Source organism: Pseudoalteromonas sp. BZB3 (genome assembly GCF_040104455.1).
GTDB lineage: Bacteria > Pseudomonadota > Gammaproteobacteria > Enterobacterales > Alteromonadaceae > Pseudoalteromonas.
Genome location: NZ_JBECOS010000011.1, coordinates 196771 through 223181, shown reverse-complemented (window position 1 = coordinate 223181; position 26411 = coordinate 196771). Strand labels below are relative to the sequence as shown.

The 26411-nt window shown below is 37.1% G+C and carries 18 protein-coding genes; 4 read left to right on the top strand and 14 right to left on the bottom strand.

Translation table 11 applies throughout. The features are described 5' to 3' along the window. Nucleotides 1-19 precede the first annotated feature (19 nt). Nucleotides 20-3331 (bottom strand): efflux RND transporter permease subunit, encoded by a 3312-nt coding sequence (locus ABMY35_RS13295; protein WP_349286626.1) that lies wholly within the window; start codon nt 3329-3331, stop codon nt 20-22. Nucleotides 3332-3342: 11 nt separating this feature from the next. Next, the gene (locus tag ABMY35_RS13290; protein ID WP_349286625.1) at nt 3343-4485 is read right to left on the bottom strand and encodes an efflux RND transporter periplasmic adaptor subunit; all 1143 of its coding nucleotides are present in this window, start codon (nt 4483-4485) and stop codon (nt 3343-3345) included. A 280-nt stretch (nt 4486-4765) separates the two neighbouring features. On the opposite strand from ABMY35_RS13290, the gene ABMY35_RS13285 reads away from it, so the two are divergent. Continuing rightward, on the top strand, nt 4766-5536 hold the full coding sequence (locus tag ABMY35_RS13285; protein ID WP_349286624.1) for a class I SAM-dependent methyltransferase: 771 nt from the start codon (nt 4766-4768) through the stop codon (nt 5534-5536). A gap of 8 nt (nt 5537-5544) precedes the next feature. Then, entirely contained in the window at nt 5545-6765 is a 1221-nt protein-coding gene (locus ABMY35_RS13280) for a divalent metal cation transporter (RefSeq protein WP_349286623.1), read from the top strand. Between the two features lie 64 nt (nt 6766-6829). Here ABMY35_RS13280 and ABMY35_RS13275 read toward each other — a convergent pair whose 3' ends face one another. From ABMY35_RS13275 to ABMY35_RS13265, 3 genes are all read right to left on the bottom strand, one after another. Continuing rightward, nucleotides 6830-7378 carry an NAD(P)H nitroreductase gene (locus tag ABMY35_RS13275; RefSeq protein WP_349286622.1) on the bottom strand — a complete coding sequence of 183 codons (549 nt, stop codon included), beginning with the start codon at nt 7376-7378 and terminating at the stop codon, nt 6830-6832. A 65-nt stretch (nt 7379-7443) separates the two neighbouring features. Continuing rightward, nucleotides 7444-8124: a DoxX family protein gene (locus tag ABMY35_RS13270; RefSeq protein WP_349286621.1), complete on the bottom strand. Its 681-nt coding sequence runs from the start codon at nt 8122-8124 to the stop codon at nt 7444-7446. 59 nt (nt 8125-8183) lie between these two features. After that, a complete protein-coding gene (locus tag ABMY35_RS13265) occupies nt 8184-10211 on the bottom strand; it encodes an ATP-binding protein (protein ID WP_349286620.1) in 2028 nt (675 codons plus the stop codon). Nucleotides 10212-10454: 243 nt separating this feature from the next. Here ABMY35_RS13265 and yvcK point away from each other — a divergent pair, with 243 nt between their 5' ends. Beyond that, on the top strand, nt 10455-11351 hold the full coding sequence (yvcK, locus tag ABMY35_RS13260; RefSeq protein ID WP_349286619.1) for a uridine diphosphate-N-acetylglucosamine-binding protein YvcK: 897 nt from the start codon (nt 10455-10457) through the stop codon (nt 11349-11351). Nucleotides 11352-11376: 25 nt separating this feature from the next. Here the strand turns inward: yvcK and ABMY35_RS13255 are convergent, their stop codons facing one another. Then, entirely contained in the window at nt 11377-11703 is a 327-nt protein-coding gene (locus ABMY35_RS13255) for an Hpt domain-containing protein (protein WP_349286618.1), read from the bottom strand. Between the two features lie 24 nt (nt 11704-11727). On the opposite strand from ABMY35_RS13255, the gene ABMY35_RS13250 reads away from it, so the two are divergent. After that, a complete protein-coding gene (locus ABMY35_RS13250; RefSeq protein WP_349286617.1) occupies nt 11728-12741 on the top strand; it encodes a glycosyltransferase family 4 protein in 1014 nt (337 codons plus the stop codon). 27 nt (nt 12742-12768) lie between these two features. Here ABMY35_RS13250 and ABMY35_RS13245 read toward each other — a convergent pair whose 3' ends face one another. The 8 genes from ABMY35_RS13245 to ABMY35_RS13210 are packed head-to-tail and all read right to left on the bottom strand — an operon-like array spanning nt 12769 to nt 26411. Continuing rightward, complete coding sequence (locus ABMY35_RS13245; RefSeq protein ID WP_349286616.1) at nt 12769-13584, bottom strand: hypothetical protein; 816 nt, start codon at nt 13582-13584, stop codon at nt 12769-12771. Next, nucleotides 13581-14618, bottom strand: a complete 1038-nt coding sequence (locus ABMY35_RS13240) for an MlaD family protein (protein ID WP_349286615.1) — start codon at nt 14616-14618, stop codon at nt 13581-13583. The genes ABMY35_RS13245 and ABMY35_RS13240 overlap by 4 nt, the downstream gene beginning before the upstream one ends. After that, nucleotides 14608-15267 (bottom strand): ATP-binding cassette domain-containing protein, encoded by a 660-nt coding sequence (locus ABMY35_RS13235; protein ID WP_349286614.1) that lies wholly within the window; start codon nt 15265-15267, stop codon nt 14608-14610. The genes ABMY35_RS13240 and ABMY35_RS13235 overlap by 11 nt, the downstream gene beginning before the upstream one ends. Continuing rightward, nucleotides 15264-16016, bottom strand: coding sequence for an ABC transporter permease (locus tag ABMY35_RS13230; RefSeq protein ID WP_349286613.1), 753 nt, complete (start codon nt 16014-16016; stop codon nt 15264-15266). Before ABMY35_RS13230 ends, ABMY35_RS13235 begins: the two co-directional genes overlap by 4 nt. A 28-nt stretch (nt 16017-16044) precedes the next feature. Then, complete coding sequence (locus tag ABMY35_RS13225; protein WP_349286612.1) at nt 16045-17682, bottom strand: HD domain-containing phosphohydrolase; 1638 nt, start codon at nt 17680-17682, stop codon at nt 16045-16047. Nucleotides 17683-17691: 9 nt separating this feature from the next. After that, the gene (locus ABMY35_RS13220) at nt 17692-19914 is read right to left on the bottom strand and encodes an adenylate/guanylate cyclase domain-containing protein (RefSeq protein ID WP_349286611.1); all 2223 of its coding nucleotides are present in this window, start codon (nt 19912-19914) and stop codon (nt 17692-17694) included. After that, the gene (locus ABMY35_RS13215; protein WP_349286610.1) at nt 19911-20729 is read right to left on the bottom strand and encodes an MBL fold metallo-hydrolase; all 819 of its coding nucleotides are present in this window, start codon (nt 20727-20729) and stop codon (nt 19911-19913) included. Before ABMY35_RS13215 ends, ABMY35_RS13220 begins: the two co-directional genes overlap by 4 nt. Nucleotides 20730-20741: 12 nt before the next feature. Beyond that, entirely contained in the window at nt 20742-26411 is a 5670-nt protein-coding gene (locus ABMY35_RS13210; protein ID WP_349286609.1) for an Ig-like domain-containing protein, read from the bottom strand.

The following is a 26411-nucleotide window of genomic DNA, read 5'->3' as shown; positions in this document are numbered from 1 at the left end:
CCGCACGGAGCCTTAATAATTAAGCTAAATTGTTTTCTGTATGCTTCACTTCATCTTTCATTAAAAAGCTCAACAAAACAGGAACAAGGATTAGTGTAAAAATCGTAGAAACAACAAGTCCACCCACAACAACCGCACCAAGCCCACGATATAATTCACTCCCTGCCCCTGGCATTAATACCAGTGGTAACATACCACCGACAGAGGTAAGCGTTGACATCATAATTGGCCTGACTCGGCTTTCAACTGAAGATCGGATAGCAAGCTGCCCGTTCATTCCGCGCTCTTTTTGGTTATTCAATGCTTGATGCACAATTAGAATCGCATTGTTTACCACCACACCTGCCAAAATCACAAAGCCAAGTAATGTAAGTACATCAAGGTTTTGTATTGGTGTATATCGGTCAAATACGCTGGCCCAATGCACAGCACTCAAGCCCATAAATCCACCTAATGTTGCCAGCGGTACCGTAACCAAAATAACCAGTGGATACTTCCAGTTTTGAAACAAGATGACCATCACCAAATAAACCACGAACATAGCTAAAAACATGCTCGAACTTAACGTACCAAATAAACTGCCATCACCTAACAGTGCATTTTTTAGATCTGCTAATTTACCTGCACTACCCGCCATATTTACATCGACATACTGAGACATCGCACCTTGGCTTTTTAATTCACTTACCATAGCGTTAACCGAGTTAATAGCTTGTTCAAGTGGCATACCTGCTGGTGGTGTAAATTGCAAAGTAATCGCCCTTTGTCTAGCAACGTGTTTTATTTGTTCTGCTGTCTGAGTTCGTTCTACAAGTGCAATAGACTGAAGATCAATTACAGCGGAACCAGGTGTGGCAATAGGTAATTGCATTAAAGATTCAATTGGATAATCCGATTGTTGAGCTTGCGTTACCACTTTGAGATCTTTTAGCTCTCCACCTATGGCAAAACTGTTCATTAGTATCACACCATCACCATTTGTTTGCACTGCTAAACCCAGCTCTCTTCGGGTCATATTAAGTTCAGCTAAACGCTCATCTAATGGCTTAATACTTAATTCAGGCGTCGGTAGAATAAAATTAGCAGGCTCAGGAATGGTTGCATAAGGACCATAAGTACCAATCAATTTAAATAGCAACGCAGTTGCGCTTTGTGTTATTTGCTCTAAGTCATCTCCTACCAAATCAATCTGGATGGCTGAACCCGTTGTGCCACCAGTGCTGAACAGAGGAAACTGAAAAGCAAAGCCGATAACATCAGGTGCGTTTACTCCCATTAAAGTTTGATTAAGGAAATCAACTGAATCTACAGTTTTAATAGGGTCTTGTGGAATAAGGCCATGCAATACTTGCCCACCCATTGCAACTAAGAAGTAATGATCAACTTTTGGCGCATCTATCATAGATCCATCCATTAATTGAATACTCGGCCTATCAGCTTCGGTTGCACGTTCACCTTGTCTAAAATATTGCTCAGCTTGATATTTATCTTCTGTTAGCTCCCAAGCAGGGCGTAGCTTTTGCTCAATCCGATCGCCAATTTCTGATATTTGATCTAAGTTGTAGCCCGGTGGTGGCACCATAAAGCCAAATGCAAAGTTACGGTTACCTTTAGGCAAGTAATCTAATGGCGGAATTAAAATTGCGATACCAGCAAGAGTAATAAAGGCAAAGCTTGAAATTACAATTAACTTACGTTTTGTTGTTTCTGTCAGAAAAGTAAATATTGCCCCAATTGTTTCAGGGAGCTTTGACGCTTTTGTCTCAACCGCTTTAAACCATTTAAAGTTGATTTCTACTTGTTTAGACTCAGTGCGCATTCTCAAAAAATAGCTTCCTGCGACAGGAATAACTAAGATTGAAACAATGAAACTGATAAAAACCGCAGCCATAATAGCAAGAGAAATATCTCTGAATAACTGACCTGCACTGTCACTGATAGTTAAGATAGGAATAAACACAACGAGCGTTGTCATTGTTGAGGCGAATACCGCCCCTGCTACTTCCTGGGTACCATCAACACTGGCCTTGAGTGGCCTTTTACCCATTTCTAGATGTCTGAATATGTTTTCTATAACAACGATGGCGTTATCAACCACCATGCCTACCGCGAAAGCCATGCCAGCCAAAGAGACAATATTTATAGATCGGCCAAGTGCAACTAAAACCACAACAGATGCAATAACAGAAATAGGAATCGCAATGGCGATTACACCTATGGTTCTGAGTGAGCGTAAAAATAACAATAAAGTGAATACCGCTAACATGCCTCCAACGACAATATTGCTTTGTACAAGCTCGATGGCATTTTCTACGTAGGTTGATGAATCCCAAGTTAGAACCAGTTCAAATGTACCGTTAATGCCAAGTTTTCTAGCATGTTGCTCAAGCATCCCCCCCGGTTTATTAAGTTCGGCCATTTCTGCTTTTAAGGCGTTCATGGCTTCCAGTAAGTTAGCACCGCGATTTAACTGAAAATTAAAAAATGGCATTTTTACGCCACGGGCTCTCACCCAATCAGTCATGTCTTTATAATCAATGACTACCTCAGCCACATCACTGATATACACAGGGCCATTGTTATCTCTGCGCAATACGATATTTTTAACTTCTGACACATCACTGAAACGACCATGGGCTTTGACACGAATATCATTTTTACCATCAGGAAGTCTGCCTCCTGAATAGCTTGAGTTGCTAAGCTGTATCGCATCAACAAGCTGACTATAAGTCACACCAAAGTTTGCCAATTTTACAGGGTCTACTCTAATTTGAAGTTCTTGTTCGCGCGCGCCCATCATGCCGACTTTTGATATACCTTTGATGTTCTCAAGACGTGGCCTTAATCGCCTTTCCATAAAGTCATACAAAGTCGTATTATCAAAGTTAGGATCTGTTGCGGCCAAGCCTACCCATGCGATGTAATCGACTGACATGGGATCGACACCTTCAACAGTTGGTTGAGAGACACCCATCGGGTAAGCAGGTACCTCATTGAGTTTTTGTACCACTTCAGCCTGCGCTTTATTAATGTCAGTGCCAGTTTCAAATTCTAATCTAAGTTGAGCCGCTGAGTTTTGACTAATACTGGTTAACGAAACTAAACCCGTGACATCAGAGAGCACTTTCTCTTGTTCAATAACAACATCAGATTCAATTTCTTCCGGACTGGCGTTTTCCCAAAATGTACGCACACTGACGACAACCGAGTCGACAGTTGGGGTCATTTGCACAGGGACTTTTGTGAATGCCAATATGCCTGCAAGCACTGACAGAATAACGGCAACAACCACTGATATTGGTTGTTTAACCGCAGCTTTAACTACATTCATAAATATCCCTTTTAGTTCACATTCTCTGAAACAGACTGTGAACTGATTTGCGTATCTGGTACAGCCACAACAGGGCCAGGCATTAGCCGCTCATTCCCTTCAGTCACCACTTTATCGCCATTGGCTAAGACGACACTATCAATAGCAACCCAACCAGATCTATGAAAATTTACTTTTACAGGTACGGATTGCGCAGACTGTTTGTCTCCGACGGTATTCACCTTATAAACAAAATAACTACCACCACGTTGGATCAAGGCATCTTTCGGCACCATTAATGTTGATGATTTTGCGTTTGTAGCAAGCCAAGCGCTGACTGACATACCAGGCATAAATCCAGGATGGCTAATTTCAGCAATGACTTTGAAGGTACGCGCTCTAGGGTCAATTTGATTAATTACTTTCACTTTATGAGATGTCGCTAACGCACTGGCACTTTGCAATGGAATTGATAACTCCTCACTATATTTAATGTGAGAAAGTCGTTCAGGTATATCAAGCCATGCCTCTAGTTTATCGAAAGAAGTGACTTTAAAAGCAGTATCGCCAGCAGATAACCATTGCCCTAGTTCAGCGTGACGTTCTACGACTTGCCCACTAAATGGTGCAACTAACTGCGTATCAGAAAGCTTTACTTCGGCAAGTGAGAGACTTGCCATCACTGCATCCACGTTCTGTTTCGCTGCGAACATATTCGCTTTAGCAGAAGTAGCTTCTGCACGGCTTCTTTCAAGCTGCTGTTTAGACACCGCATTATTTTTTTGTGAAGTTAAATATGCTTGATAGTCACTTTGTGCTCGTTCAAATTCGGCTTCAGCAGCTTTTAAGTTTTGTTTTGCTGCAGCATGCTCTGCACGTAATTGGTCAACTTGCGCTTTAAGGCGTCTATCATCAATTTTTAGAAGCTGATCACCTTTTTTAACGTAATCACCGTCATTGACCAACACTTGTGACACCAGACCTGATTCACTGATGGCAATATTAGCTGTTTGGTAGGCTTTTAGCGTTCCGACTACTCGGATCTGCTCTTGCTCTTCTTTTTCTACTACTTCGCTATATCGTACCACTTGAGCATGAGCGTTTGAGATAAACATTAATGATAAAAATAATAGCGACTTAGTCAGTCGTTTTTTTCTAATTAATAAGTTTGCCATTAGGGTTCCTTGTAAATACACCAGTTTTGGCAACTGAACTCAGTACTGCTATGCAGCATTACATAGCTATAAATAAAAGTAGCAAAAATCTGATCTGTACATTTGTACTAAGTATAGAATGAAATAAATTATTGATTTATTTGGTGGGTTAGTTTGATAACTGATTATCAAGCTTTTTTATTATTCTAATGAATGGTTAAAAAATCAACCTATTTTTAACTTGTAACCTTATAAAGTAGTGGTGTTAGAATATTAAAAACAAAAAAGTTAAGTATCTGATATGGACTATTTAAATATCAACAAAGCAACATGGGATAAAAGAACGGATATTCATCTGGAGTCTTCATTCTATGATGTGCAATCTTTTATTGATGGTAAATGTAGCCTGAACCCGCTTGAGAAAGATTTACTTGGTTCAGTCGAATCTCTGGATTTACTTCACTTACAATGTCACTTTGGCCAAGACACGCTTTCACTTACTCGACTTGGAGCAAAAACAACCGGTGTTGATTTATCAACTAAAGCAATTGATGCTGCAAAGCGGCTTTCCTCTGAGCTTTGCCTCGATGCCAACTTTATTTGTGATGACATAGTTCAATTTGGCGAAAAAAACGACAAGCAATTTGACGTAGTTTATACATCTTACGGCGTCTTGTGTTGGTTACCTGACTTGAGTCAATGGGCAAAGACCATTTCAAATGCATTAAAAACTGGTGGTAAATTTGTATTGGTTGAGTTTCACCCATTGAATGACCTGCTTGCAGGCTATGATTATTTTGAAAAATCGTCTGCTGATGTTGAAAAAGAAGGTACTTATACTGAGAATTGCGATGGTAAAGAATCTACCATTGTAACTTGGTCACACTCTGTTAGTGATGTGATCCAAGCTCTGATTAACGCTGGACTTGAAATCAAGCAATATATTGAATCACCTTACTCCCCTTATGATTGTGAGCAAAATTTGCAGCATATCGATGGAAAAGGGTTTATCAAAAACCATAAAGGGAAGTTGATCCCGCAAATTTATGCCATACAGGCTATCAAAAAATAAGAATAAAAATGAAATCTGATTTAAAAAACACAATCCAGAATTTTGGCCCTGGCATTTTAATGGCAACGGCTGCCGTTGGTGGTTCACACTTAGTTGCTTCAACCCAAGCAGGCGCATTATTTGGCTGGCAGCTTTTCGCGTTTATTATCATAGTGAATTTATTGAAATATCCATTTTTCAAGTTTGCTGTTGTATATACGGCCAAGACTAATAAAAGTTTAGTTGAAGGCTATAAAGAACATAACACAACATTATTTTACTTGTTCACTTTGTTAAATGTCATCTCGGCGGTCGTTAACACTGCCGGGGTTTTATTGCTTACAGCACTTCTTTTGCAATACGTTATGCCTCTCCAAGTCAGTTTGACAATTTTATCCATAGGTATTTTATTTTCGTGCTTATTGATTTTACTACTTGGGCACTACAAGGCACTTGATAAAGCAAGTAAAGTCATTATGGGGTTTCTGACCTTATCAACATTTGTCGCCTTCATTGTTGCTCTATCAAATGGCCAAGTACATCCTGAACCTGCTACGCAGATTTCTCCTTTTTCAATGGCAATGCTTGGTTTTATGGTGGCACTAATGGGTTGGATGCCTGCACCAATTGAAATTTCTGCTATAAATTCTCTTTGGATAAAAGCGAAAAACCGACACAAACACATAGATTTCAAACAAACACTTTTTGATTTCAAATTAGGTTATGGGCTTACTTTGCTACTTGCCTTACTGTTTTTCTCTCTTGGAGTGCTGCTTCAATATGGTCAGGATAAACCGATTGAACTAGCTGGCGTTGCTTTTTCTAAACAACTCATTGATATGTATGCGTTCACGATTGGTGAATGGTCTCGTTGGTTAATTGCAACAGTGGCATTCTTATGTATGTTTGGTACCACCATAACTGTTTTAGATGGATATAGTAGAACTCTAAACGAATCATCCACCTTAGTTGTCAAGTCACCTAAGAACCTAATGTGGATGATTTTGATTGCTCAAGCTGTTTTGGGTTTAATTGTTATTTTATTTTTCAAAGCGAATATCAAAGATATGCTGATGCTTGGGATGACTCTGTCTTTTTTAACGACACCTTTTTTTGCATGGTTAAATTATCAATTGGTAAAGGGTGAAGTATTTCAGTCAGAATCAAAGCTCATAAAGATATTGACTGGTTTAGGCTTTGTGTTTTTAGTTGGTATTTCAGCTCTTTTTATGTTTTGGAAGGTGTTTTAAATATGTGAGGGTGTAATACCCTCACATATTTAAACAAAAAAATTAGCTTCAAATAAATGAACTTCTATAAGCTTGAGAAAAAATTTTCTGGTTGATGACGCACTGGTTTAGTACACATCACAGTAGGTGTACCCAAATATAAATACCCCACTATTTCATCTTTGCTATCGAGTCCTAGTAACTCTTTTACCTTTTCACTTTGGGCAAAATAACCGGTTCTCCAAACGCCTGAAAGACCTTGTGCAAAAGCGGCTTGTTGCATTGCAAACACACTACAAGCAGTGCATTCAATTTGCTCTATTCTTGGCACTTTAGGATGCTCCATGTAAGGGCTAACAGCAATGATAAGCATCGGTGCTCTTTGCGGCAGTTCTTTCGCCCTACTTATTGTTCTTTCGTCTTGTTGTTCTGCAACAGCAGCTTGATAATAAATTTCACCCAATTTATCGCGACCATCTTCTTCGACTACAATAAATTTCCATGGCGCTAAACCACCATGGTCTGGCACTTTTAAAGCGGCTTTTTTTATTATTTCAAGTTGCTCTAAGTTTGGTCCAGGAAAAGACAAATTACTGTCTGATTGCCTTGTTGTAAGAAGCTCTAATGCATCCATTATAATTCTCTTTAGTAAACATACTACTAGAATAACAAGAAATCAGACGTATTCGCATCCCCAGATTAATTAAATCGTTTAAATATCCAATAATCTAAACTGACAAACCGGCCTGCACCTGTGAATAACAGGCTTAATAACATAGCTAAATATATGGCTGCGAATTCAATACCGTTATTCAATATCGCAACAGAGCCTTTTTCGAGCAGGTAACCAGGAAAACCATGAGTCTCAATTATTTCATTTATTTTAGAGAGCCTTTGCGATACTTCATTTGAGTTTTCTAGACTTTGCTGTGCAGATTCAATGTTGAACCAACTTAATACTGTTGCTGGGCTAGAGTCAACAGAACTTGGGGCAATTGCAAACCAACCGTTATCCCAATGAACACTGGTTATGGCAACTAGCATCGTGAAGATCAATGGGATTGAGACTAAACGCGTGAGCAAACCAAGTAATAATAGCCAGCCACCTAAAAACTCGGTCCAACCAGCCAAAAAAGCAAGTAGATCTGGAAAAGGTAATCCTAAGCCCCACTCGGTATTACCAAACCAAGACACCACATTTTCATCAGCAAGCAATCGAGAAAACAAAGATAAATCTGTATTACCCAGGTTTAATTTATTGAAGCCCGCAATAATCATTGTAGGTGCAAGGATCAGCCTAAACAGTAAGGGTGATATAAAGTCAATTGACACGAGCTTTGACTTGATGATTTTTACATAATTAGGATCTTTAAATTGCATATAAGTTCTCTCTGCTTTTTTCTATAAGACCCAAGTAACAAACATTTAATTTCTCATTCTTAAAATAAAAACTGCTTAATTTTATCGTCAAGTAATTTACTATCTAGAGGTTTTGTCAGAACATCGTTCATACCCGCTTCTAAACATTTTTCTTTATCTTGTAATCCAGCATTGGCGGTCAAGGCAATAATAGGAATTTCATTTAAATACAACTCTTGCCTGATTGCCTTTGCAGCTGTAACACCATCCATCACTGGCATCATCATATCCATCAAGACTAAATCAAATTTATTATTTGTAAGTAAACTTAGGGCTTCTTGTCCATCGTTGACTATGGTGACTTGATAATCTCTCTTTTCGAGAATCGCTTTGATCACAAACTGGTTTGCAATATTATCTTCCGCGACGAGCACTTTTAGTGACATTTTATGTATGGTTGGGTACTCATCAGATTCATTTTTATCATCGACTAATTCAATTGAAGTGTATGGCACTCTGATAATAAACTCTGTACCTTCTCCTACCGTTGAATAACAAGTTATACTTCCTCCCATTAGGTTCAATAATCTGCGTGTTATACTTAAACCCAGTCCAACGCCCTGCTGCCGGCCTTTTTGTCTAGAGTGAAATTGCGTAAAAGGTTCGAACAGTTTTGAGATATCTTCTTCGCTTATTCCTATACCTGTATCAATAACTCGGAAGATTATTTGATTGTCACTTTTGTTAAGATAGAGTTTTACACTGCCTTCATGAGTAAACTTAAATGCATTGCTCAGTAGATTAAGGAGAATTTGCGATAACCTCACACCATCGCAATTTATTCGCTCTGGTACACTCTGATCGATTGTGCACTCAAACTCTATACCATGTTTGATAGCCTGAGTTTCAAATTGCTTAACCAGATTCTTGGTTAAATTTATAAGATTAGTGTCTGTTAGCTCGAGTTTTAGGGTGTCTGATTCTATTTTGGCAAAATCTAACGTGTCTGAGATCACCCCTTGCAATAACCGTGTACTACTGCGCATGTAATCAATTAACTCATGTTGTTTTGAACTCGGGTTTGTATCTTCAAGAAGCTCAAGCATGCCTAAAATAGCATTCATAGGTGTCCTAATCTCATGAGACATAACAGCCAAAAAATCTGATTTTGCGGCATTGGCTTTTTCTGCCCGCTCTTTTTCTTTTTGTAAATCAATTTCACGCTGTTTGGCATAACTGATGTCTCTACCTATGCCCATATAGCCAAGATACTTACCTTCTTTATCAAATTGTGCTTTACCACTAATACTTATCCAAAAAGTTTTGCCTTCAGGCGCTTTTGCTTCATATTCAAAATTGTGTATTTCTTGGTGATTATTGATGAAATTAAGAAACATACCCCATTTTTTTTGCTGTTGTTGTTCATCGTATGAGCGAATTTCAATGGGGGTTTTTCCTATAAAGTGTTGATATGTATGAGCTTGAAACTCATCTTCAGCACTTGATATATATTCGTACCTAAGTTGGTTATCAGTTTCCCAAAACCAATCAGACGCGAGCTCTGCAAATGCTTGGAATCGTGCCTGACTCACTGTTAATGCAGCAGTTTTTTCGTTGAGTAATCGTGTTGTGTGCTCTATGTAATCCAATTTTAAAAATGTATGACGAAATATAGGTAAAAGTGAATGGATAAGCGTCATTTCTTTCGGTGTCAATAAAGCCCCATTTTTGTAATAACAAATAATAAAGCCATTTGCGTCATTTACTTTTGTGTAAACAAGAAATGCTTTTAAATCTTGTTGATTTGGTTTTGAGAAAGTGACATTCGAAAGTGAAACAGGAAGAGCATCAACCTTTTTATCAATTAAAGACTGACTTTGTAAGTCATGCCATAATTCATCAAGATCATTGAAATCAACAACTCTTAATTCACTAGTCGATGCTAACTCATAGAACCCTTGAGCCTCATTTATAAAAGCTGAAATGTGATAGACATTAAGATAATCGCTCATTCCAATTTTAAGACGTAAGAGAGCTTCACTATGATTTTTTGAGTTATTTATACTATCAATGAACTCAAGCGCTTTTGACGATAAGACTCTCTCCATGTATTTTCCTTGATACTTTTACTTGATACTTCTAATTTAGACTAATTACCACAATAACTCAGCTTTTTTAATCTCTCATACTTCAATGGTTTCTAGCACTAAACTAGTAATCTTCATAATTAATAACTTATTTGCAATGCAAAATGCGAAAGTTACAGAAATTCAACTATAGTTTAACCTGATTCACACAATTATGTTGGCCTAGTTATTGATTGGTATAACTGGTGTTAGAAGGAGGCAGTTATGAGAATCGTATGTATTGGTGGTGGTCATGGTTTATCAACCGTGTTAGAAGCATTGAATTCTGGGAATCATCATTTAAGTGCAATTATTGCGACCACTGATAATGGTGGCAGTACTGGACGGCTAAGAGCTGATAAAAGACTGGTTGCGCTAGGCGACATAAGGCGTTGCATTGACTCTCTTGCCAATAAGAACCACCTCATGTCTGTGCTATCACAACATCGTTTTGGCTTCGAACATGATGTTAAGGGACATAGCGTTGGTAATTTAATACTAAGTGCCTTGTGTGAACTTACTCAAAGCCCGAACAAAGCAATACAAGAATACGCAAGATTATTAAACGTAGACCATGATATTTATCCAATGAGCGAATCTCCAGTCGATTTAATCGCAACCGCAAGAAATGGCACTGTTATCGAAGGTGAATGTGAAGTTGATGCATTAAGTGATTTGCCTCAAGCACTTTACCTAAGTGATAAAACTATTTCTGCAGTCCCCGAAGCTGTCCGTGATATCTACAATGCTGACATGATTTTAATTGGTCCAGGCAGTGCCTTAACAAGTGTTACCCCCCCTTTGCTGGTCAATGATATTAAAAACGCATTGTTGAACACCTCTGCATGCCGTGTTTTTATCGAAAATGTTTGTAAAGAAAACAGTGTAATGTCGAGTATTTCCCCGTGCGAACATGCCGCTTGGCTCGCTGACTTAATTGGTTATAAGTTTTTTGATTTATGCTTAAGTGTCGATGCTCTCGGCGCGATGGACACCAGAGTTGATTTTAATAACTTAAATAAAAAATCAATAAGTACTCATAATAAACAGCAACTTAAGTTTGTGATCGAGAGCATGATTGCGCATCCTAAAAAAGAGAAGTTGCCCTCTCTAATACATTAGTCATTGCGAAGCAAAGTGTGTTTAGTTAATTCAGTTTAGGTAACGATGTTAGAGTTTTTTTATGAACTTCACCGAGTAGTGAAATTTTAGACTCTATATTTGCAAATTCTGGACTGCTTTTTGCTGCCGCCTCTATATCAGCAGCAATGTCCGCTAATTGGTCTGCGCCATAAGAGCGAGCACAGCTTTTTAAACTATGTGCAAGTCGCTCAATTTCGTTTTGTTGGATTGAATTTGCAGTAAGTTGCTCAACCAATTTCGTACTTTCTGTAAGGAAAACTTGCATCAACTGAGCTAAAACGTCTACACCTACATCATCTTTTAATTGTTGTATGGTAATTGGGTTAAACATATATACGCTCCAAGTGAGGTGACTATGAAATCAGTAAAGACCATTCTTTTCTTAGATTCAAGCCTTTATGGAGGTATTGAAACACATATAGTGCAATTAGTAAGGCTGTTAAAAAACCACAACCTTGTTGTTGAAGTCTTGTTTTATCAAGACCATGGCAATATACAACTCTATCGCAATCTAGATGATGCCCGGTGCGATTATACATTTCTAGACGGTAAAGTTGCCTCATTATATAAACTTTTAAAAAAACAAGAAGCACCTGTCAATCTTCATACCCACGGTTATAAAGCCGGTATTATCGGGCGTTTAACCTGCAAGTTGTTAAATGCTCGTTGCATCTCAACATACCATGCAGGTGAAGCAGGTACTGGCTTAGTCTATTTTTATAATTGTATAGATAAACTCACCAGTTTCTTGTCTAAAAACTTTGTTGTGTCTGATAGGTTATTGTCACAAGTGCACAATGCTGAAGTGCTAGACAATTTTGTTGATATAACAATCTCAATGTCGTCCGAAGATAGTGACAAATTAAGAGTCGGTTTTGTTGGCAGGCTTTCTCACGAAAAAGGTCCTGACAATTTTGTGGAGCTTGCTCGAAGACTAGATAAAAACCCATGCATAAGTTTTAATGTGTTTGGTGATGGCCCTATGGCACCTGATTTACAATCATCTAAGCCCGCCAATATTCAATTTCATGGCCACCAAGCTAGCTCTGATTTTTGGGAGAAAATCGATGTACTTGTTATCAGCTCCCGAGCAGAAGGTTTACCTATGGTACTATTAGAAGCGATGGCTAGATCTAAATGTGTGATTAGTTTCGATGTCGGTGCTGTAGCCAAAGTCATTTCTCACAATACCAATGGGTTTATATGCACTAGCAATTGTATAGATGAATTAAGCGATACCCTTGTTAGTTGGTCTAATTCAGACAAAGATATGAAGAAAAAAATCACTCAAAATGCATTTCATACTATTCAGCAAAATTTCAGCGGGTCAAAACAGTTTGAACAATTAACGCGCGTATACTTTGGTTAGTTTATATTTGCTTATTCGATTTAAAACCTAGTTTAGTAGATAAGCTTCAATTTTCTTTGCTTTTTCTGAAAAGTAATTGGCTTTCTCGCTTGCACCAACTGAGCCGTAATAATTCGCTGCAATTTTATAACACTGCGCTGTTTTAGCCCCATTTTCTTGTTCAGAAAAGAAACGTAACATTTCCCTTAACACTGTTTGTAGTTTAGGGTGTTTATTATCAGAAAGTAATTTCAGATATCGTAAGCCTACGTAAGTTAATATTTCTATATTTACGAGTTTATTCTCTTCGTATTGCATGTAAAGAAAAGTGAAATCGTTATCTAAATTGTTTGGTGAATCACTATTTGAAGTTTGATTATCTAGCTCAAGTTCTTGTTGCAACCAATTTGCATATATCTTTTGTTCTTCTGTTTTAAAATATCCCTTATTTGATTTTAATAATTCTAGCGCTTGTTCATATTGTCCAAGGTGTTTTAGTACTGTTATTTGCAAAATATTGAATTCTTCAGTTAACTCTGGAATTTCGTGTACTAGAAGCTTTTTTGCTGAACTTAACTTTACTAAAGAATGCGATTTCTTACCTTGTTGACTGAATACTAACGCCTGCCTTGTCAGAATAAACAATTGCAACTTTAAATTGTTTCTTTTTAATGCAAATTCATACGACAACTTATAGTGTTTTAATGCTTTTGATAACTCATGATTAACTCGGTTTTTTTCTGCAAGTTGATACCAAGTTAATGCTAGTTTATTCACTTCATTATTTACTTTTTTTTCGTTAGTCACTTGAGAACATGCAGCTAGGGAAATTAGTAATATAGTAATTACTATTTTATGTCTCATTGCACTTCTACCGTAAGCGCATTATCAACCTCTTTAATCCCACCTTTTAAAATTGGATTGTTATTTAATGCTTGTAATGTTTTTTCAAGCTCAGACAGCACTTGTTGGCTTTGATAAATTGTCATCATCAATTGCGCTCTTTCTGTATGTACCTCAGATAGCATACCTTTGACCAAGTCTAAGTTTTGATTAATGTTACCCAAAACCAATGGCAACTGATTATTTGTTACTCTCCTGACCAGTTCATCTGGCGATTTATAGTTGCTAATAACTGACTCAGAAGTGATCAATAATTTATCGACTCTAACTAGAGATTCATTTAATTTCTCAGCAATAATAGGGAGTGTTTTTAACCACGTTTCTGTTTGCTCAATGGTTTGATCTGCATTAGTTACGATGCCGCTTTTTTCAATCGAGTCTGTTATCCGTAATAACTGCTCACTTATTTTTGCTACTCGGTCAAGTGCTCTAAATAAAGACCCTGCGTTTGGGTTATCTTCTTTTTGAAGATTGGTAAGCAGCGAATTTATATTTTCAAGAATAGAATCAAGGTCGTCTTTGGGTAATATCGCCCCATGTGAAGCTTCAAGGGCTTTTGCGGCATCACTGCTTGCATGAAGTATTAGCGACCCTTCTTTTATTTCTTGCACATCTTCCTTATTGTAAGAGAACTCAGGCGTGTAAAGTGTGAACGAGTAAACCTCGTCAAATATCGGGTGCTGCTCGCTTTTTAAAATAGAATGCTTTGTTAATAGTGGAAAGTATTTTGATAAGATCCAAAACTCAGCTCTGATCTTTTTTGTTTCGAAATTAAAGTCGTATGATTCAACCCGGCCTATTTCTATACCCTTAAAATAAATTAGAGGCATAGACTTTAAACCGAGCGCATCATCAAGCTCAGTATAAAATTGTTTTTTATCTGCAAAAGTATAATTTGAACTCAATACAGAAATAATCGTAATAGCTAGAAACAAAACACCTATTGATACAAACACAAACACTGATTTATGCTCTTTCGCTAAGTTATGCTGCATAACAAGAACCCGATTTAAGCTGATAAACTGAGTCAGCAAGAGTTGAAATAACCCGTCTATTAGAAAATAGGATCTGAGTTACTCCTGAACTATTTAAGTTTTTTATCAGATTTATTTCATAGTCCGCCCAATGACTGTCGACTTCACAGATTGGTGAATCCCATACAATAACTTTAGGTTGAAGTATGGTTGCCCTAATTACACCTACCAGTGATGCCATTCCAATCGATAAATGATCGGTTCTCAGCTCTAATTGATTTTGTAGCCCTATTTCTTCACATTTAGATTCAATGATTTTAAGTTTATCTTGGTAGCTTAAATCGTTACAAAATTGATTAAGTGGTAAAAGTAAATTCTCTTTTAAAGTCAGGTTTGAGATTAGTGCTGGCAGTTGAAAAATAGCACCGGTTTCTTTTTTATAGCTGTAATACTGCGATTTATCCATATCTGGTAAACACACATTGTTATATACAACACAGCCATTCTGGGGTCTAACAATGTCACATATCATACTAAATAGTAGCGACTTACCAGAGCCCGATACACCTTTGATTACACAACATCCTCCAGATTGAACTTCTAAATTCAAGTCATTAAAAATATCTCGTCCTTGCAGTTTATGATGTATTTTTCGTAATGAAAGGTTCATGACACACCTAAGTCAATTAATAGGGTCGAACTCAAAACTAAATGGACTATACAAATTATAGTTAAACTTTGACCAACTGCTTTTATATTCCTTTGCGGCACTTCTGTTATTGCCTTATTGACTTTTAAACCGTGAAAACATGAAATGAGTGCAACTAACAACCCACATAAAACAACCTTAGCAATCATTATGATCAAATCTACAAGCGTTAGTTGATTTAAAAGTTCACTTATAAAACGTACCAAAGGCATATGATTAAACAGTGACACAGTAAGAAAACTACTCAAGGTGCCAGCTAACACAAAATAGCTCATCAATAAAATAACTGAAAAAAACATACCCAAGACTCTGGGTACAACAAGATATGAAATGAGTGAAATCCCCATTGCATTGAGTGCATCCATTTCTTTTGCCACAACCATATTGCCAAGCTCCGTAGTGATTGCGGTGCCTGAGCGTGCCAAAACAATAAAGCAAACAATAAATGGGCCGCCATCACGGACAATACTGACTATCAGTATGTCGTATATCAATGCTTGTTGGCCTATAGAGGTGAGGATTGGGTACCCTTGCGCTATGATTAAAACGCTCAATACAAAAGAGATCGTAAAAATGAGAGACAAGGCTTCAAGGCCTGTAAATCTGATCTGTTTAAATAACACTTCTGCGCTGATTGATTTATGACTGTGAAAATCAAAGCAATCAGCAATGACATAATAGGAAAATGGAATAAACCCTAATCTGAGCATCCCCCCTCCTCTTTTTGTCTTAAGTGAACTAGTTTGTTGTGAATAGACTTAAATCAACATGGTCGATTTGCTCTGGTTTTAAATACTGCTTTGCATAATTAAGGTAGACACCAGACTTTAAAAATATCTCGAACAAATCTGGATCTAAGTGATGATGCTTCGTCATTTGAGACATAATCATTAAACACTCACTTAAAGGTTTTGCATCTTTATAAGGCCTGTCAGCAGCAGTTAGCGCTTCAAAAATATCTGCAATCGCCATCATTCTTGCGGGTACCGACATTTGCTCTCTCGTTAAACCCTTTGGATAACCTGTACCATCCATTTTTTCATGATGCCCACCAGCAAATTCTGGGACTCGTTTTAGGTGTTTTGGAAATGGCATAGCTTCAAGCATAGATATCGTAATATCCATATGCTTATTGATGATTTCTCTTTCTTCGTTTGTTAACGTACCTTTAGTGATATTTAAATTTTGGACTTCATTGTCTGACAAAATTGTCTGAACTTCGCCATCAATTTTTATTTTATATTTATCAGCAAGGTCTATTACACGTTGTTTGAATGAATCAGACATAAACTCGCCACCTAAATTTATTTGCTTTAAAAATGACAATTCAGATTCTAGATAGTCAACTTCTTTCTTATAAGCATTTTCCGACTGTTCAAATGCTTCTATACAACCGTCTTCTGAACTAATTTTATTTTTTAAATAAGTAATCTCTAAATCTCTTTTAGCTATCTCAATTTTACATTTGATCAACTCAATTCTATCGAAAATGCATTCAAGCTTTGTTGATTTGTCCATTACAGAGTCAGGAATAGCAATTTTTCCGCAATCATGTAACCAGCCTGCAACAGATAATTCATGTTTATCTGCGTCTGTCATTTTAAAATCTTTAAGAGGGCCAGTGGGATATTGATGAACAGCTTCAGCAATCATCATGGTCAATACAGGTACCCTTCTACAGTGACCTCCAGTGTATGGAGACTTTTCATCAATGGCTTTTGCAATTAAGCGTGTAAAAGACTGAAACAGCTCTTCCATATTATCAATGAGCTGTCTGTTGGTTAGCGCCACAGCAGCCAAAGCTCCAATTGAACATATTAAATTTACTTGCGTTTTTGTAAAAGGCACAACTTGTCCATTTACTCTAGGATTAATAAGCTGCAAAACCCCGTTAAGTTCATCTTCGTGGTTTTCAAGTGGGATAGTTAAAACGGATTGCGTGTGATAACCCGTTTTTTCATCCATTTGTCTAGCCGCGGTTAAATCATATTCAACACAAGCATACACATCTTCAATACAAATGGGCTTTCTTGTCGCTGCCGATATTGCCACGATAGCTTTTTCATTCGTTTTATTATTAATAAATATAGGAATGGGAGAATACAGAATGTCTTTGCCTGAAGTACCACCTAAATGAAGCTCTAGCGGCTTGTTAATCAATGTCGCAAATCCCAAGTACTCATGCTCTATTACTGAATATATGGTCCCTCCATCACACCCTGTAAGGGCCATGGCACTTAATAATATATTTTCTAGTAAACGTTCAGTACAACGCTCAGAAGCGAGATCTGTTGCTAATTTTAACAAGTGCTCTAATGCAAGTTGACTGTCATTTGTATCAATCGTATTTGGACTTTCAGAAATCGCTTGGATCATTTTTAAACCTTATTTAGTAACATGTTTATAGCTACCATCCCAATCCTCATCCAGATCCGTCACTCTAAGATTTTTGATTCGTTCACAAAAAATCTCATAAAGTTTTTCTTCTGGATGATTATTCATAAGTGTAGTAAATCCTTGTAATGATTCATCCCAATTTTGTTTTAAATATGAAGACCATGCTTTTTTATGTAAATTAACTTTTTTAATTCTTTCAGAATCTAATTCCGCTGTTAATCCCACAGGCTCATAGATAGAAACCGCCGTTTCTTTTCCTTTAACTTTAACTCTGTCTATAGGTCTAAATGTGATGTCCTTACAGCTTGAGTAGGTTAATTCGCTAACGAGTATTTTTGCGCCATAATATTTAGTTATACCCTCTAATCTTGATCCTAAATTCACTGCATCGCCTATTACTGTGTATGATCTACGATAAACTGAACCCATATCCCCGACATTCATATCCCCAGAATTAATGCCAATGCCAATTTCTAGTTTTGGCATATTCTGTTTTGCAAGTTCGCTTTCTAATTCTTGAACTTGACGCTGCATTTTAAGTGCACATAACACTGCGTGTTGTTCATGCTTATTCACTTTTAGAGGTGCATTCCAAAAAGCCATAACCATATCACCAACATATTTATCAATCGTGCCCTCATGCTTAAATATGATTTGCGTTATAGGAGTAAAATAAAGATTAAGTAACGCTTTCAGTTCTGATGCATTTAACTGTTCCGATATAGCTGTAAAGTTGCGAATATCTGCAAATAAAACCGTCATATATCTTTTTTCTCCAGACATAGACAGCGATTTGGGGTTATCTAACATCGATTGAATATGGGCAGGTGGAACATATTGATCAAAAATACTCTTGATTTGGACCTTTTGATTATGTTCGTTTAGAAAGCTCAAACTACCTAGTACGACTACTTGAAGGGTCAACATTGCTAAAATTGAGACTTGAGGGAAATCTAAATAATGCTGACTCCAACCATAAATATTTAATGATAAAAACGAACTGATAGAAACAAACGAATATACAACAATGCCTGTCAGTTCGAGTGTGGGTAAAACAAAAACACCGACTAGCCCAACAACGAGAAGTACTAAAACTACTGCGCCGTCTATCCAATCAGGTCTACTAGGTAATAACTCTGGAAAGATTAATCCTTCTAATAGATTTGCATGAATCTCAACACCTGGATATTGAACTCCGACAGGGGTTGTTCTTAAATCAGCATGACCGACTGCGGATGTACCAATAAACACAATAGATTGATCAAATAAAGTTGCATCAAATTTACTATCTAATACATCACTTGCAGAAACATATGGAAAACTAAATGCAGGACCTCTATAGGGAATCGCCACTCTACCATAGTCATCGGTTGGAATTGTTTCCATACCAAGTTTTAGCCCAGTTATCGTATAGTCATCACCAAACTCTGTCGACTCAACTTTTATATTATCCGATAAGGTATAAAGTCTTGCGACTTCGAGTGATAAAGAAGGGTAAAGCTTCCCATTGTGCTTTGCCAACAACATAGCGTATCTTACGAATCCATCTTCATCAGGCGCACTATTTATAAAACCATTTCCAAGTACACTTTGTTGTAAAAGTTCAAGACCGGCTACGTAACCAGAGAATTCAGGGGCTGGTAATGCTTCAATTGAAACATCGCTTTGAAAAACAGATTCTGGCAGCGTGCCAACTTGCAAAGTTTGATTGTGCTCTAGCAATAAACCTATTACAGAGTCACTTTCTGTTAAAGCAGTAGAAAATGTTTTATCTGCGTCATAGTTATCTCTAATCTCGCTAAGCGCGTTATTAAGTATCTCATTTTTACTTTTATTGATTACCCTATCAATCGGGTTTATTTCAGGCTCAGAAAACAAAACATCATAAGCAATGACGGATACACCGGCATCTACCAGTTTTTTATGTAACTGCGCAACGACAGAGCGACTCCATGGGAATCTACCAAGGTTTTTAATACTCTCTTCATCGATATCAACAATAATGATCGGTAAGAACGCACGTTTGGGGTGCATTGTTAAAGTTGCCTGAAGTCTTAAGTCATAAGCTAAGCCCTCCAAGCGCTTAAAGAAATCGCCCTGTTTACTGCCAGGTACTAAAAAAGAAAGATGTATAAAGATGCAAAGTATGATTATGAGAAAGCCGCTTAGCCATTGATACTTAAAATGTGACCAATTTGCTCTCACACTCATATGAGCGTTAAACCTTCATAGGCAAAAATAATATTAAACGGGAATTCACCTTTGTTTAAGTCAGATTGTAACTTGTCAATTTGCTCATCCGTTCTATCTGGATCATGACTTACAAGGACTAAATTTTTCACATGAGCTTGCAGAGCAAGATCTAAAGCATGCTGAATTTGGCTATGCCCCCACCCTCTTTTAAATGGATAGTCTTCAGGTAGATATTGACCATCATGAATTAGATAGTCTGCTTTGATGCAAAACTGAACCCATTGTTCAAAAGTGGTAGCAACCGGGTAAGGAGGAAACAACTCATTGTCGGTTGCATAAACTATCGTTCTTTCATCTGTGATAATTTTATACGCACTTCCCCCACCTGGGTGATTCATTCTAGTACGAGATATTTGAAACGTTTTATATTTCCAAGAATGGCTTTTTATGGGAGTGATTAAAATTTTCGCTGAAAGATCTTTTGAGTTTATTGGAAAAAAACTGCCTTTCATTTGCTTAAGAATTGCTTTTGGCTCATATTCTTCCGTTAAGCCCGGTATTATGTTTATTTTTTTTTCTGGTATGTAAGCAGGTATAAAGTATGGAAAGCCTTGAATATGATCCCAATGATTATGACTTAACAGAATATAGATATCATTTGCATACTTTTGAATGTCCTTACCTAAATTTCTGATGCCAGTTCCCGCATCTAAAATCAAAAATTCAGATGCTTTATTCTCAAGTAGTATGCTTGTTGTATTACCACCATACCTAACTGTGTCTTGTCCAGGAGTCGGCACAGAGCCCCTTACACCATAAAAGGTTAATTTCATCAAAAACTCCAGTTACTGTTCTGTTATCTCAATAGCAGCCACACTTATTCTTTTTCTAAGAGTATCTTGTAATATAAGTAAGAAGCTGTCGTTATTATTGTGGTGTTGAACATCAATAAGTTCGTATGCAATACCAATATCTAATAGTTGGAAACCTGATTCATTTAACTGCTGGTCTATTAGATCTTCCGGATCATCTAGCAATAATCTTGATATATAAATTGCCTGGCTTATTTGAGACTGGGAGAAAAGCACCATCCTATTTTGCGAGTCAAAAGCAATATTTTTAATTGTAACCGGATCGCCTTTATAATTGCTGAGATTAAAGATGCCACTTGTAGCATAAGCTGTTTCGAGCTCTCCTAAACTATTTACCTTAACAATAAAGTTACTTGATGCTATTTCACCGAATATATAAAAGCTGCCCAACGGATCTAGTAAATATCCATTTAATGATAAGCTTTGATTAAGTGATGCACCTACATCAATAACAGCAATACCCGCTTCTCCAAATTCAGAAACTAAATTACCCCCACTATCTACCTTAACTATTACAACACGTGGCGTAGGATAAGATTGACTATCTATGCCCATACCAAATATTTCTGTGTCAGTGACTTTTATTTGTTCTAATTTAAAAGCTGTATTCTCACATTCATACCCTGATGGTGGCTCAAACGTAAAGTCAGATAATTTATCTCCAATAGGTGATAAATAAACCCCTATTGACTTAGTAATGCACCCATCGTATATATCATTCAATACAAATTGCTCTTGGCTTGGAAGTGTGTGTATGTAAAAAGGTTTAATTGAATCAGCTGCAAAGTCATAAGCCGATAAGTAACTAACATCATAACCGTGGGCATAAAAACCGTCAGGTATTCCAGATGAAGTTAATTTCGAAATGAATGCCAAACTATCACCTTCATTACCGACTAGAAACAGTGAATCATCATCGTTAACAGATAAAGACGTCGGATTGGCATCTGAGTAGAAATTAAGTCGACTTAAACCTTGTTCGCCAAATGATTGATTGACGTTTCCGGAAAAGTCTAAACTGTAAATATAAGGTACTCGTTCATTTCGCCAATTAAGTGCATATGCGGCAAGAAGTAAGTCCCCGTTGCTTTGTTTTGCACTTACAATGACGACTTCATCAGAAGATGAAGAGCTTAACGTTGTTTGACCCTGAAAGCCGAACTCATCGCTTAACTCGCCATTTAAGTTCACTTTTGCAAGCCATTGACTAGCGTAGTAATCATACCCAGCGTACCTCAACTTATAGCCATATAAAACAAGCGATGAATTGGTCAATAATGTTCCATGACTGCGAACACCATCTATGTCATAAGTTGTAACACCTTTATTAGGAGAAGACCACCCTGAATCAATTACGCCATCAAAGCCAATCTTCATTAACTGTACTGCTTTATTGTTACTATAAATCTCTCGATTAATGGTGACATATAGAGAGTTAGATACAACTTGTAAGTCAATTCCTTGGGCACTTAAATTCAATAAGTCTTCTCCCCCAGCATGAGTTGGTAATTCTTCTTCAATATAAATGCGATAACCAACGTCATTAAAGGTTGTATCAAGATTGCCATTTTGATCCATTTTTAACAAAAAGAGGCTATATTTATTGGGTGTTGGGTAGTTACCAGCAACGGTTAAATGGTCACCAGTCAAAATCAGTTGATCATCAGGTAAAACTATAAGGGCTTTGACACGGTTATCAACATTTTGGCTGCCTATGTCTAACTGAAGATAACCTGTGTTTTTAAAACTGCTGTCTAATGTAAGGTCTGTTATATTATATTTTGCTAAATAAATATCTGAACTGTTACTCGAATTTTTAGTATTGCCAAAGACCATTAATTTATTTTCAGATAACAGGGCCATTCCGCTCGCTTCACTGCCTAAATCCGCAACGAGTACTTCACTATGAGATACTGAAAAGCTAACTAAATCAAAGCGAATGAGCCTCGCTTCAATAAGCTCTACATTATTGGTCATGGTGTCATTAATTAAAGCTATGAGTACATTCGAATCAAGCTTCAAGCTTACTGAAGAAGCTTTTTTCCCCGTATCAGAGGGTATAACAAAATAGCCAGTGTTCGCAAAACTTGTGTCGAGTTCCCCTTGTTCAGTCAATCTCATTATGAAAAAATCTTGAGTACTAACTTGGTCAATGTAACCAGAAACATACAAAAGCTTATTTGCATCATCAAACACTAAATTTTGTGCAACAACATTTTGAGGTAAGCCTCCAACTTGAATGCCTAAATCAGTTTCAAATACCCCTTCATGAGCAAAGGTATTATCAATGCCACCCAATGGAGTCACTTTTGTAACAACGGCTCTGTGAATATGACGACCTTGAGACTCGTCGTAGTGGCCAATGCCTGAAGCTATAAATATACTACCGTCAGAAATTGTAATGGCTTTTCCCACTTCATGGTGCTCAAGTGATGCACGTAAATTAATTGAAGCAATTCCTGAATCTGCAAATTCGCTATTCAGAGCAGCTATTTCAATGGGTTTAATTTCATCAACATTAACCGTTAATGTTGATTCAGCACACAGGGGAGGATTTATCACATCACAAACCTTAGACACTACAACATATTGTGCATCTCCATTGGCAATAATTGTCTGAATATCACTAATAACAACCTGCCCCATATTATTTACAGTAAAAAGCGATGCGAAACCTCCTGAAAGCTCATAAGTAATGTCATCATCGTCGGGATCAGATGCCACAATCGTTGCAATAATATCTCCATTATTAAATTCAGTTGTGATATTGGCTTCTACAGGTTCAATTGTTGGGGTGTAGTTTTTATCCTTAACCAAAATAGAAACAGATGTTGGTAGCGAGCTTTCACCTTTACTATTTATTGCCTTGTATGTCAGTGAATCGTTGCCGACGAAGTTGAAATTAGGTGTGTAGCTTATTTCGCCAGTTTGATTCACAATTGAAACCTCACCATGACTTGGCTGAGTTTCAATGACTAAAGGTGATTCTGAGATGGCTATACCTTTGAAATCGTCGTTATTTAAGATATTGAAGCTTGTCGGTTGATTTTTGAATGTTTCAATATTATCACTCTGTGTAATTGGAGAAGTGTCTAATTTGACAATGTTTATCCTCACTGTAGCACTATTAGAAAAAGCGTCTTCATTATCTTTAAAACGATATTTAAAACTGTCTAATGGAGTGCTTCTGTCAGTATTTGTGTATAAAACATTACCATTAGATAAAATTTCAACATCCCCAGATTGTGCTGGGTTTATTATTTCTAGTGTTGAACTATTGATAGCGCCATCTGTATCTGAATCATTTTGCAGTATATTTAACTCACGTGATGTCCCCTCATCAACATCAAAGTTATCGTCGGTGGCTACAGGTGCAGTGTTAACTCTTATTACTTTAATTTCTACTGTAGCTGTATTTGAAGAAGCGCCTTCATTATCTTTAAAACTGTAAGTTAAAAAATCTGTGCCATAAAAGCCCGCATTAGGTGTATAAAAGATTTTACTCGATTCAATGGAGAAAACAGCACCTCCATTTTGTGGCACAGACACAAGCTTGACGGTATTCAAATCGATAGTGCCATCAACATCAGTATCATTACCTAAAATACTAATTTCTATAGAAGTGTCTTGTTGAGTCTCTGCAATGTCGTTCATTGCTATGGGTGGTTTGTTTGGACCAGTTACTTCAATGTAAACTGACGATGGATTTGACTCTAACCCTTCTGTATCAGAAACAATGTAACTAAAACTGTCTTGACCTCTGAAATCTGTGGCACTTGTATATTCAATCGTGCCTGTGTCTAAGTTCAATTGCAAATCGCCATGCAACGTATTCTTTATAACTTGCAAGCTTGATCTGTCTATTTCACTGTCTACGTCATAGTCGTTTTCTAAAACCCCTATAAAGATAGACTGATTTTCACTGGTTGAAACATTATCATCTTGTGTAATTGGAGCGTCGTTGACAGCAGTGATGTTAAGTAATACGAATGCAGATGTTTTTAATCCTTCAGAACTCTCAACATTATATATAAAATAATCAGAACCATAAAAATTCTCATCAGGAAAATACCTAAATGAACCGGAAGCTGATAACTCTAAAATTCCGTTCATAGTAGTTTGATATATTGTTATGTCATACGATTCAGAGCTTTCAACGCGATCATTTTTTAATATACCAGGCGCGTCAACAACCAGTACCTCGTCTTCATTTAACAAGTAATCATCATTAACACTCACGTGGGCGGGCGTATTTACATCTTCCAGAACAGTCAGCTTTACCTCAGCAGTGTCTTCCCCACCTTGACCATCTTGAAGTTTATATACAAAAGAATCTTCACCAACGAACCCTTGATCGGGTGTGTAGCTAAATGACCCTGAACTCTCTAAAGTTAGAGTGCCATGTTCAACATTTCTAACTGGTAAAGTATTGATAGATAATTGATCACCATCAAAGTCAATATCATTGAGAATAAGTACGCTTGTATTGTCGCGAAATTCACTATTTGCTGAAACAAGAAACTCATTGAACAATGCAACAGGAGCGTTGTTTATTTGCTTTATTGATATCGTTACTATGGCTTCTGATGTTAGACCTTGTGGGTTTATAACCCTATATTTAAAACTATCCATGCCAGAAAAGTTATTTTTAGGCAAATAGATAAAATCGCCATTTTTAAATAAGGTCAATTCACCATGTTCAGGAGCAACTAAAGGCTCAAGCTCTAGTACAATTGGGGCTAAGCCATTATCTTTATCGTTTACCAGTAAGTTACCACTTAAAGACTCAAACTGTTCAATTTCAAATTCATCATTTACAGCCACTGGAAAAATAACTTCTTTTGCTGGGATCAATAAGCTCTCACTGAAGGCGCTTTCACCACTACCATCAATACCTGTCACTCGTGCATAATAGTTTTTTTTAGTTGAGAGTTTTTCAAAGACATGAGAGTTGTTGGTAATGGAAATCGCGCGCTGATTTGTTTCAGATAATGTGAAATTAGTCAGTACATCTAAGGGGGACTCAGCTAAGTAAACGTTGTATCTAAGGAAACTCGATGATTCTAACCAATTTAATGTAACTGACTCACCCTCCCTTATACTTTCACGCATTATAATTTTTTGCGGTAACCAGTTGAACTGTTGGATTTGTGCTAAAGATACGTTCTCTTGTGAATCTTCAACCCAAATTTGTAGCTGTATTGAACCTGGTGATTGATTAAAATTATATGGATTAATGCCAGTTTCAAAAAGTTGGTAAGGCGAAGTACAATTTTCGCTGCATACAATAAATGCTTTATCACTTTGTGCAAAACCCAACCAAATTCTTTTGATCCCTTCTTCATCTTCAATTCGATCAGCTGCAACAGTGATATTTCCTCTTATAGTGATACCACTTTGTGGAGTATTAATTATTGCTTTAGAATTCATAAAATCTTCAGGCACGAGCCGTGACTTTCTAAAGGGATTTCCTTTCACTATTCTTTTATAAGCAAAAGGTTGTGTCTGTTCGCCGGATGAAATGGTCTGAACTACAATAGAATTACTTGAATTAGGAGCAGGTTGTTCTGAAGCCTTTTCATTTCCACAACCGAAAAGTAAATTTATAAATAACATACAAAAAAAGTGAGTTATTTTATTCAT

What these genes read in the sequence shown, in the direction of transcription:
- ABMY35_RS13295 (WP_349286626.1), bottom strand. Translation starts at nt 3,331, where the DNA reads ATGAATGTAGTTAAAGCTGCGGTTAAACAACCAATATCAGTGGTTGTT.
- ABMY35_RS13290 (WP_349286625.1), bottom strand. Translation starts at nt 4,485, where the DNA reads ATGGCAAACTTATTAATTAGAAAAAAACGACTGACTAAGTCGCTATTA.
- ABMY35_RS13285 (WP_349286624.1), top strand. Translation starts at nt 4,766, where the DNA reads ATGGACTATTTAAATATCAACAAAGCAACATGGGATAAAAGAACGGAT.
- ABMY35_RS13280 (WP_349286623.1), top strand. Translation starts at nt 5,545, where the DNA reads ATGAAATCTGATTTAAAAAACACAATCCAGAATTTTGGCCCTGGCATT.
- ABMY35_RS13275 (WP_349286622.1), bottom strand. Translation starts at nt 7,378, where the DNA reads ATGGATGCATTAGAGCTTCTTACAACAAGGCAATCAGACAGTAATTTG.
- ABMY35_RS13270 (WP_349286621.1), bottom strand. Translation starts at nt 8,124, where the DNA reads ATGCAATTTAAAGATCCTAATTATGTAAAAATCATCAAGTCAAAGCTC.
- ABMY35_RS13265 (WP_349286620.1), bottom strand. Translation starts at nt 10,211, where the DNA reads ATGGAGAGAGTCTTATCGTCAAAAGCGCTTGAGTTCATTGATAGTATA.
- yvcK (WP_349286619.1), top strand. Translation starts at nt 10,455, where the DNA reads ATGAGAATCGTATGTATTGGTGGTGGTCATGGTTTATCAACCGTGTTA.
- ABMY35_RS13255 (WP_349286618.1), bottom strand. Translation starts at nt 11,703, where the DNA reads ATGTTTAACCCAATTACCATACAACAATTAAAAGATGATGTAGGTGTA.
- ABMY35_RS13250 (WP_349286617.1), top strand. Translation starts at nt 11,728, where the DNA reads ATGAAATCAGTAAAGACCATTCTTTTCTTAGATTCAAGCCTTTATGGA.
- ABMY35_RS13245 (WP_349286616.1), bottom strand. Translation starts at nt 13,584, where the DNA reads ATGAGACATAAAATAGTAATTACTATATTACTAATTTCCCTAGCTGCA.
- ABMY35_RS13240 (WP_349286615.1), bottom strand. Translation starts at nt 14,618, where the DNA reads ATGCAGCATAACTTAGCGAAAGAGCATAAATCAGTGTTTGTGTTTGTA.
- ABMY35_RS13235 (WP_349286614.1), bottom strand. Translation starts at nt 15,267, where the DNA reads ATGAACCTTTCATTACGAAAAATACATCATAAACTGCAAGGACGAGAT.
- ABMY35_RS13230 (WP_349286613.1), bottom strand. Translation starts at nt 16,016, where the DNA reads ATGCTCAGATTAGGGTTTATTCCATTTTCCTATTATGTCATTGCTGAT.
- ABMY35_RS13225 (WP_349286612.1), bottom strand. Translation starts at nt 17,682, where the DNA reads ATGATCCAAGCGATTTCTGAAAGTCCAAATACGATTGATACAAATGAC.
- ABMY35_RS13220 (WP_349286611.1), bottom strand. Translation starts at nt 19,914, where the DNA reads ATGAGTGTGAGAGCAAATTGGTCACATTTTAAGTATCAATGGCTAAGC.
- ABMY35_RS13215 (WP_349286610.1), bottom strand. Translation starts at nt 20,729, where the DNA reads ATGAAATTAACCTTTTATGGTGTAAGGGGCTCTGTGCCGACTCCTGGA.
- ABMY35_RS13210 (WP_349286609.1), bottom strand. Translation starts at nt 26,411, where the DNA reads ATGAATAAAATAACTCACTTTTTTTGTATGTTATTTATAAATTTACTT.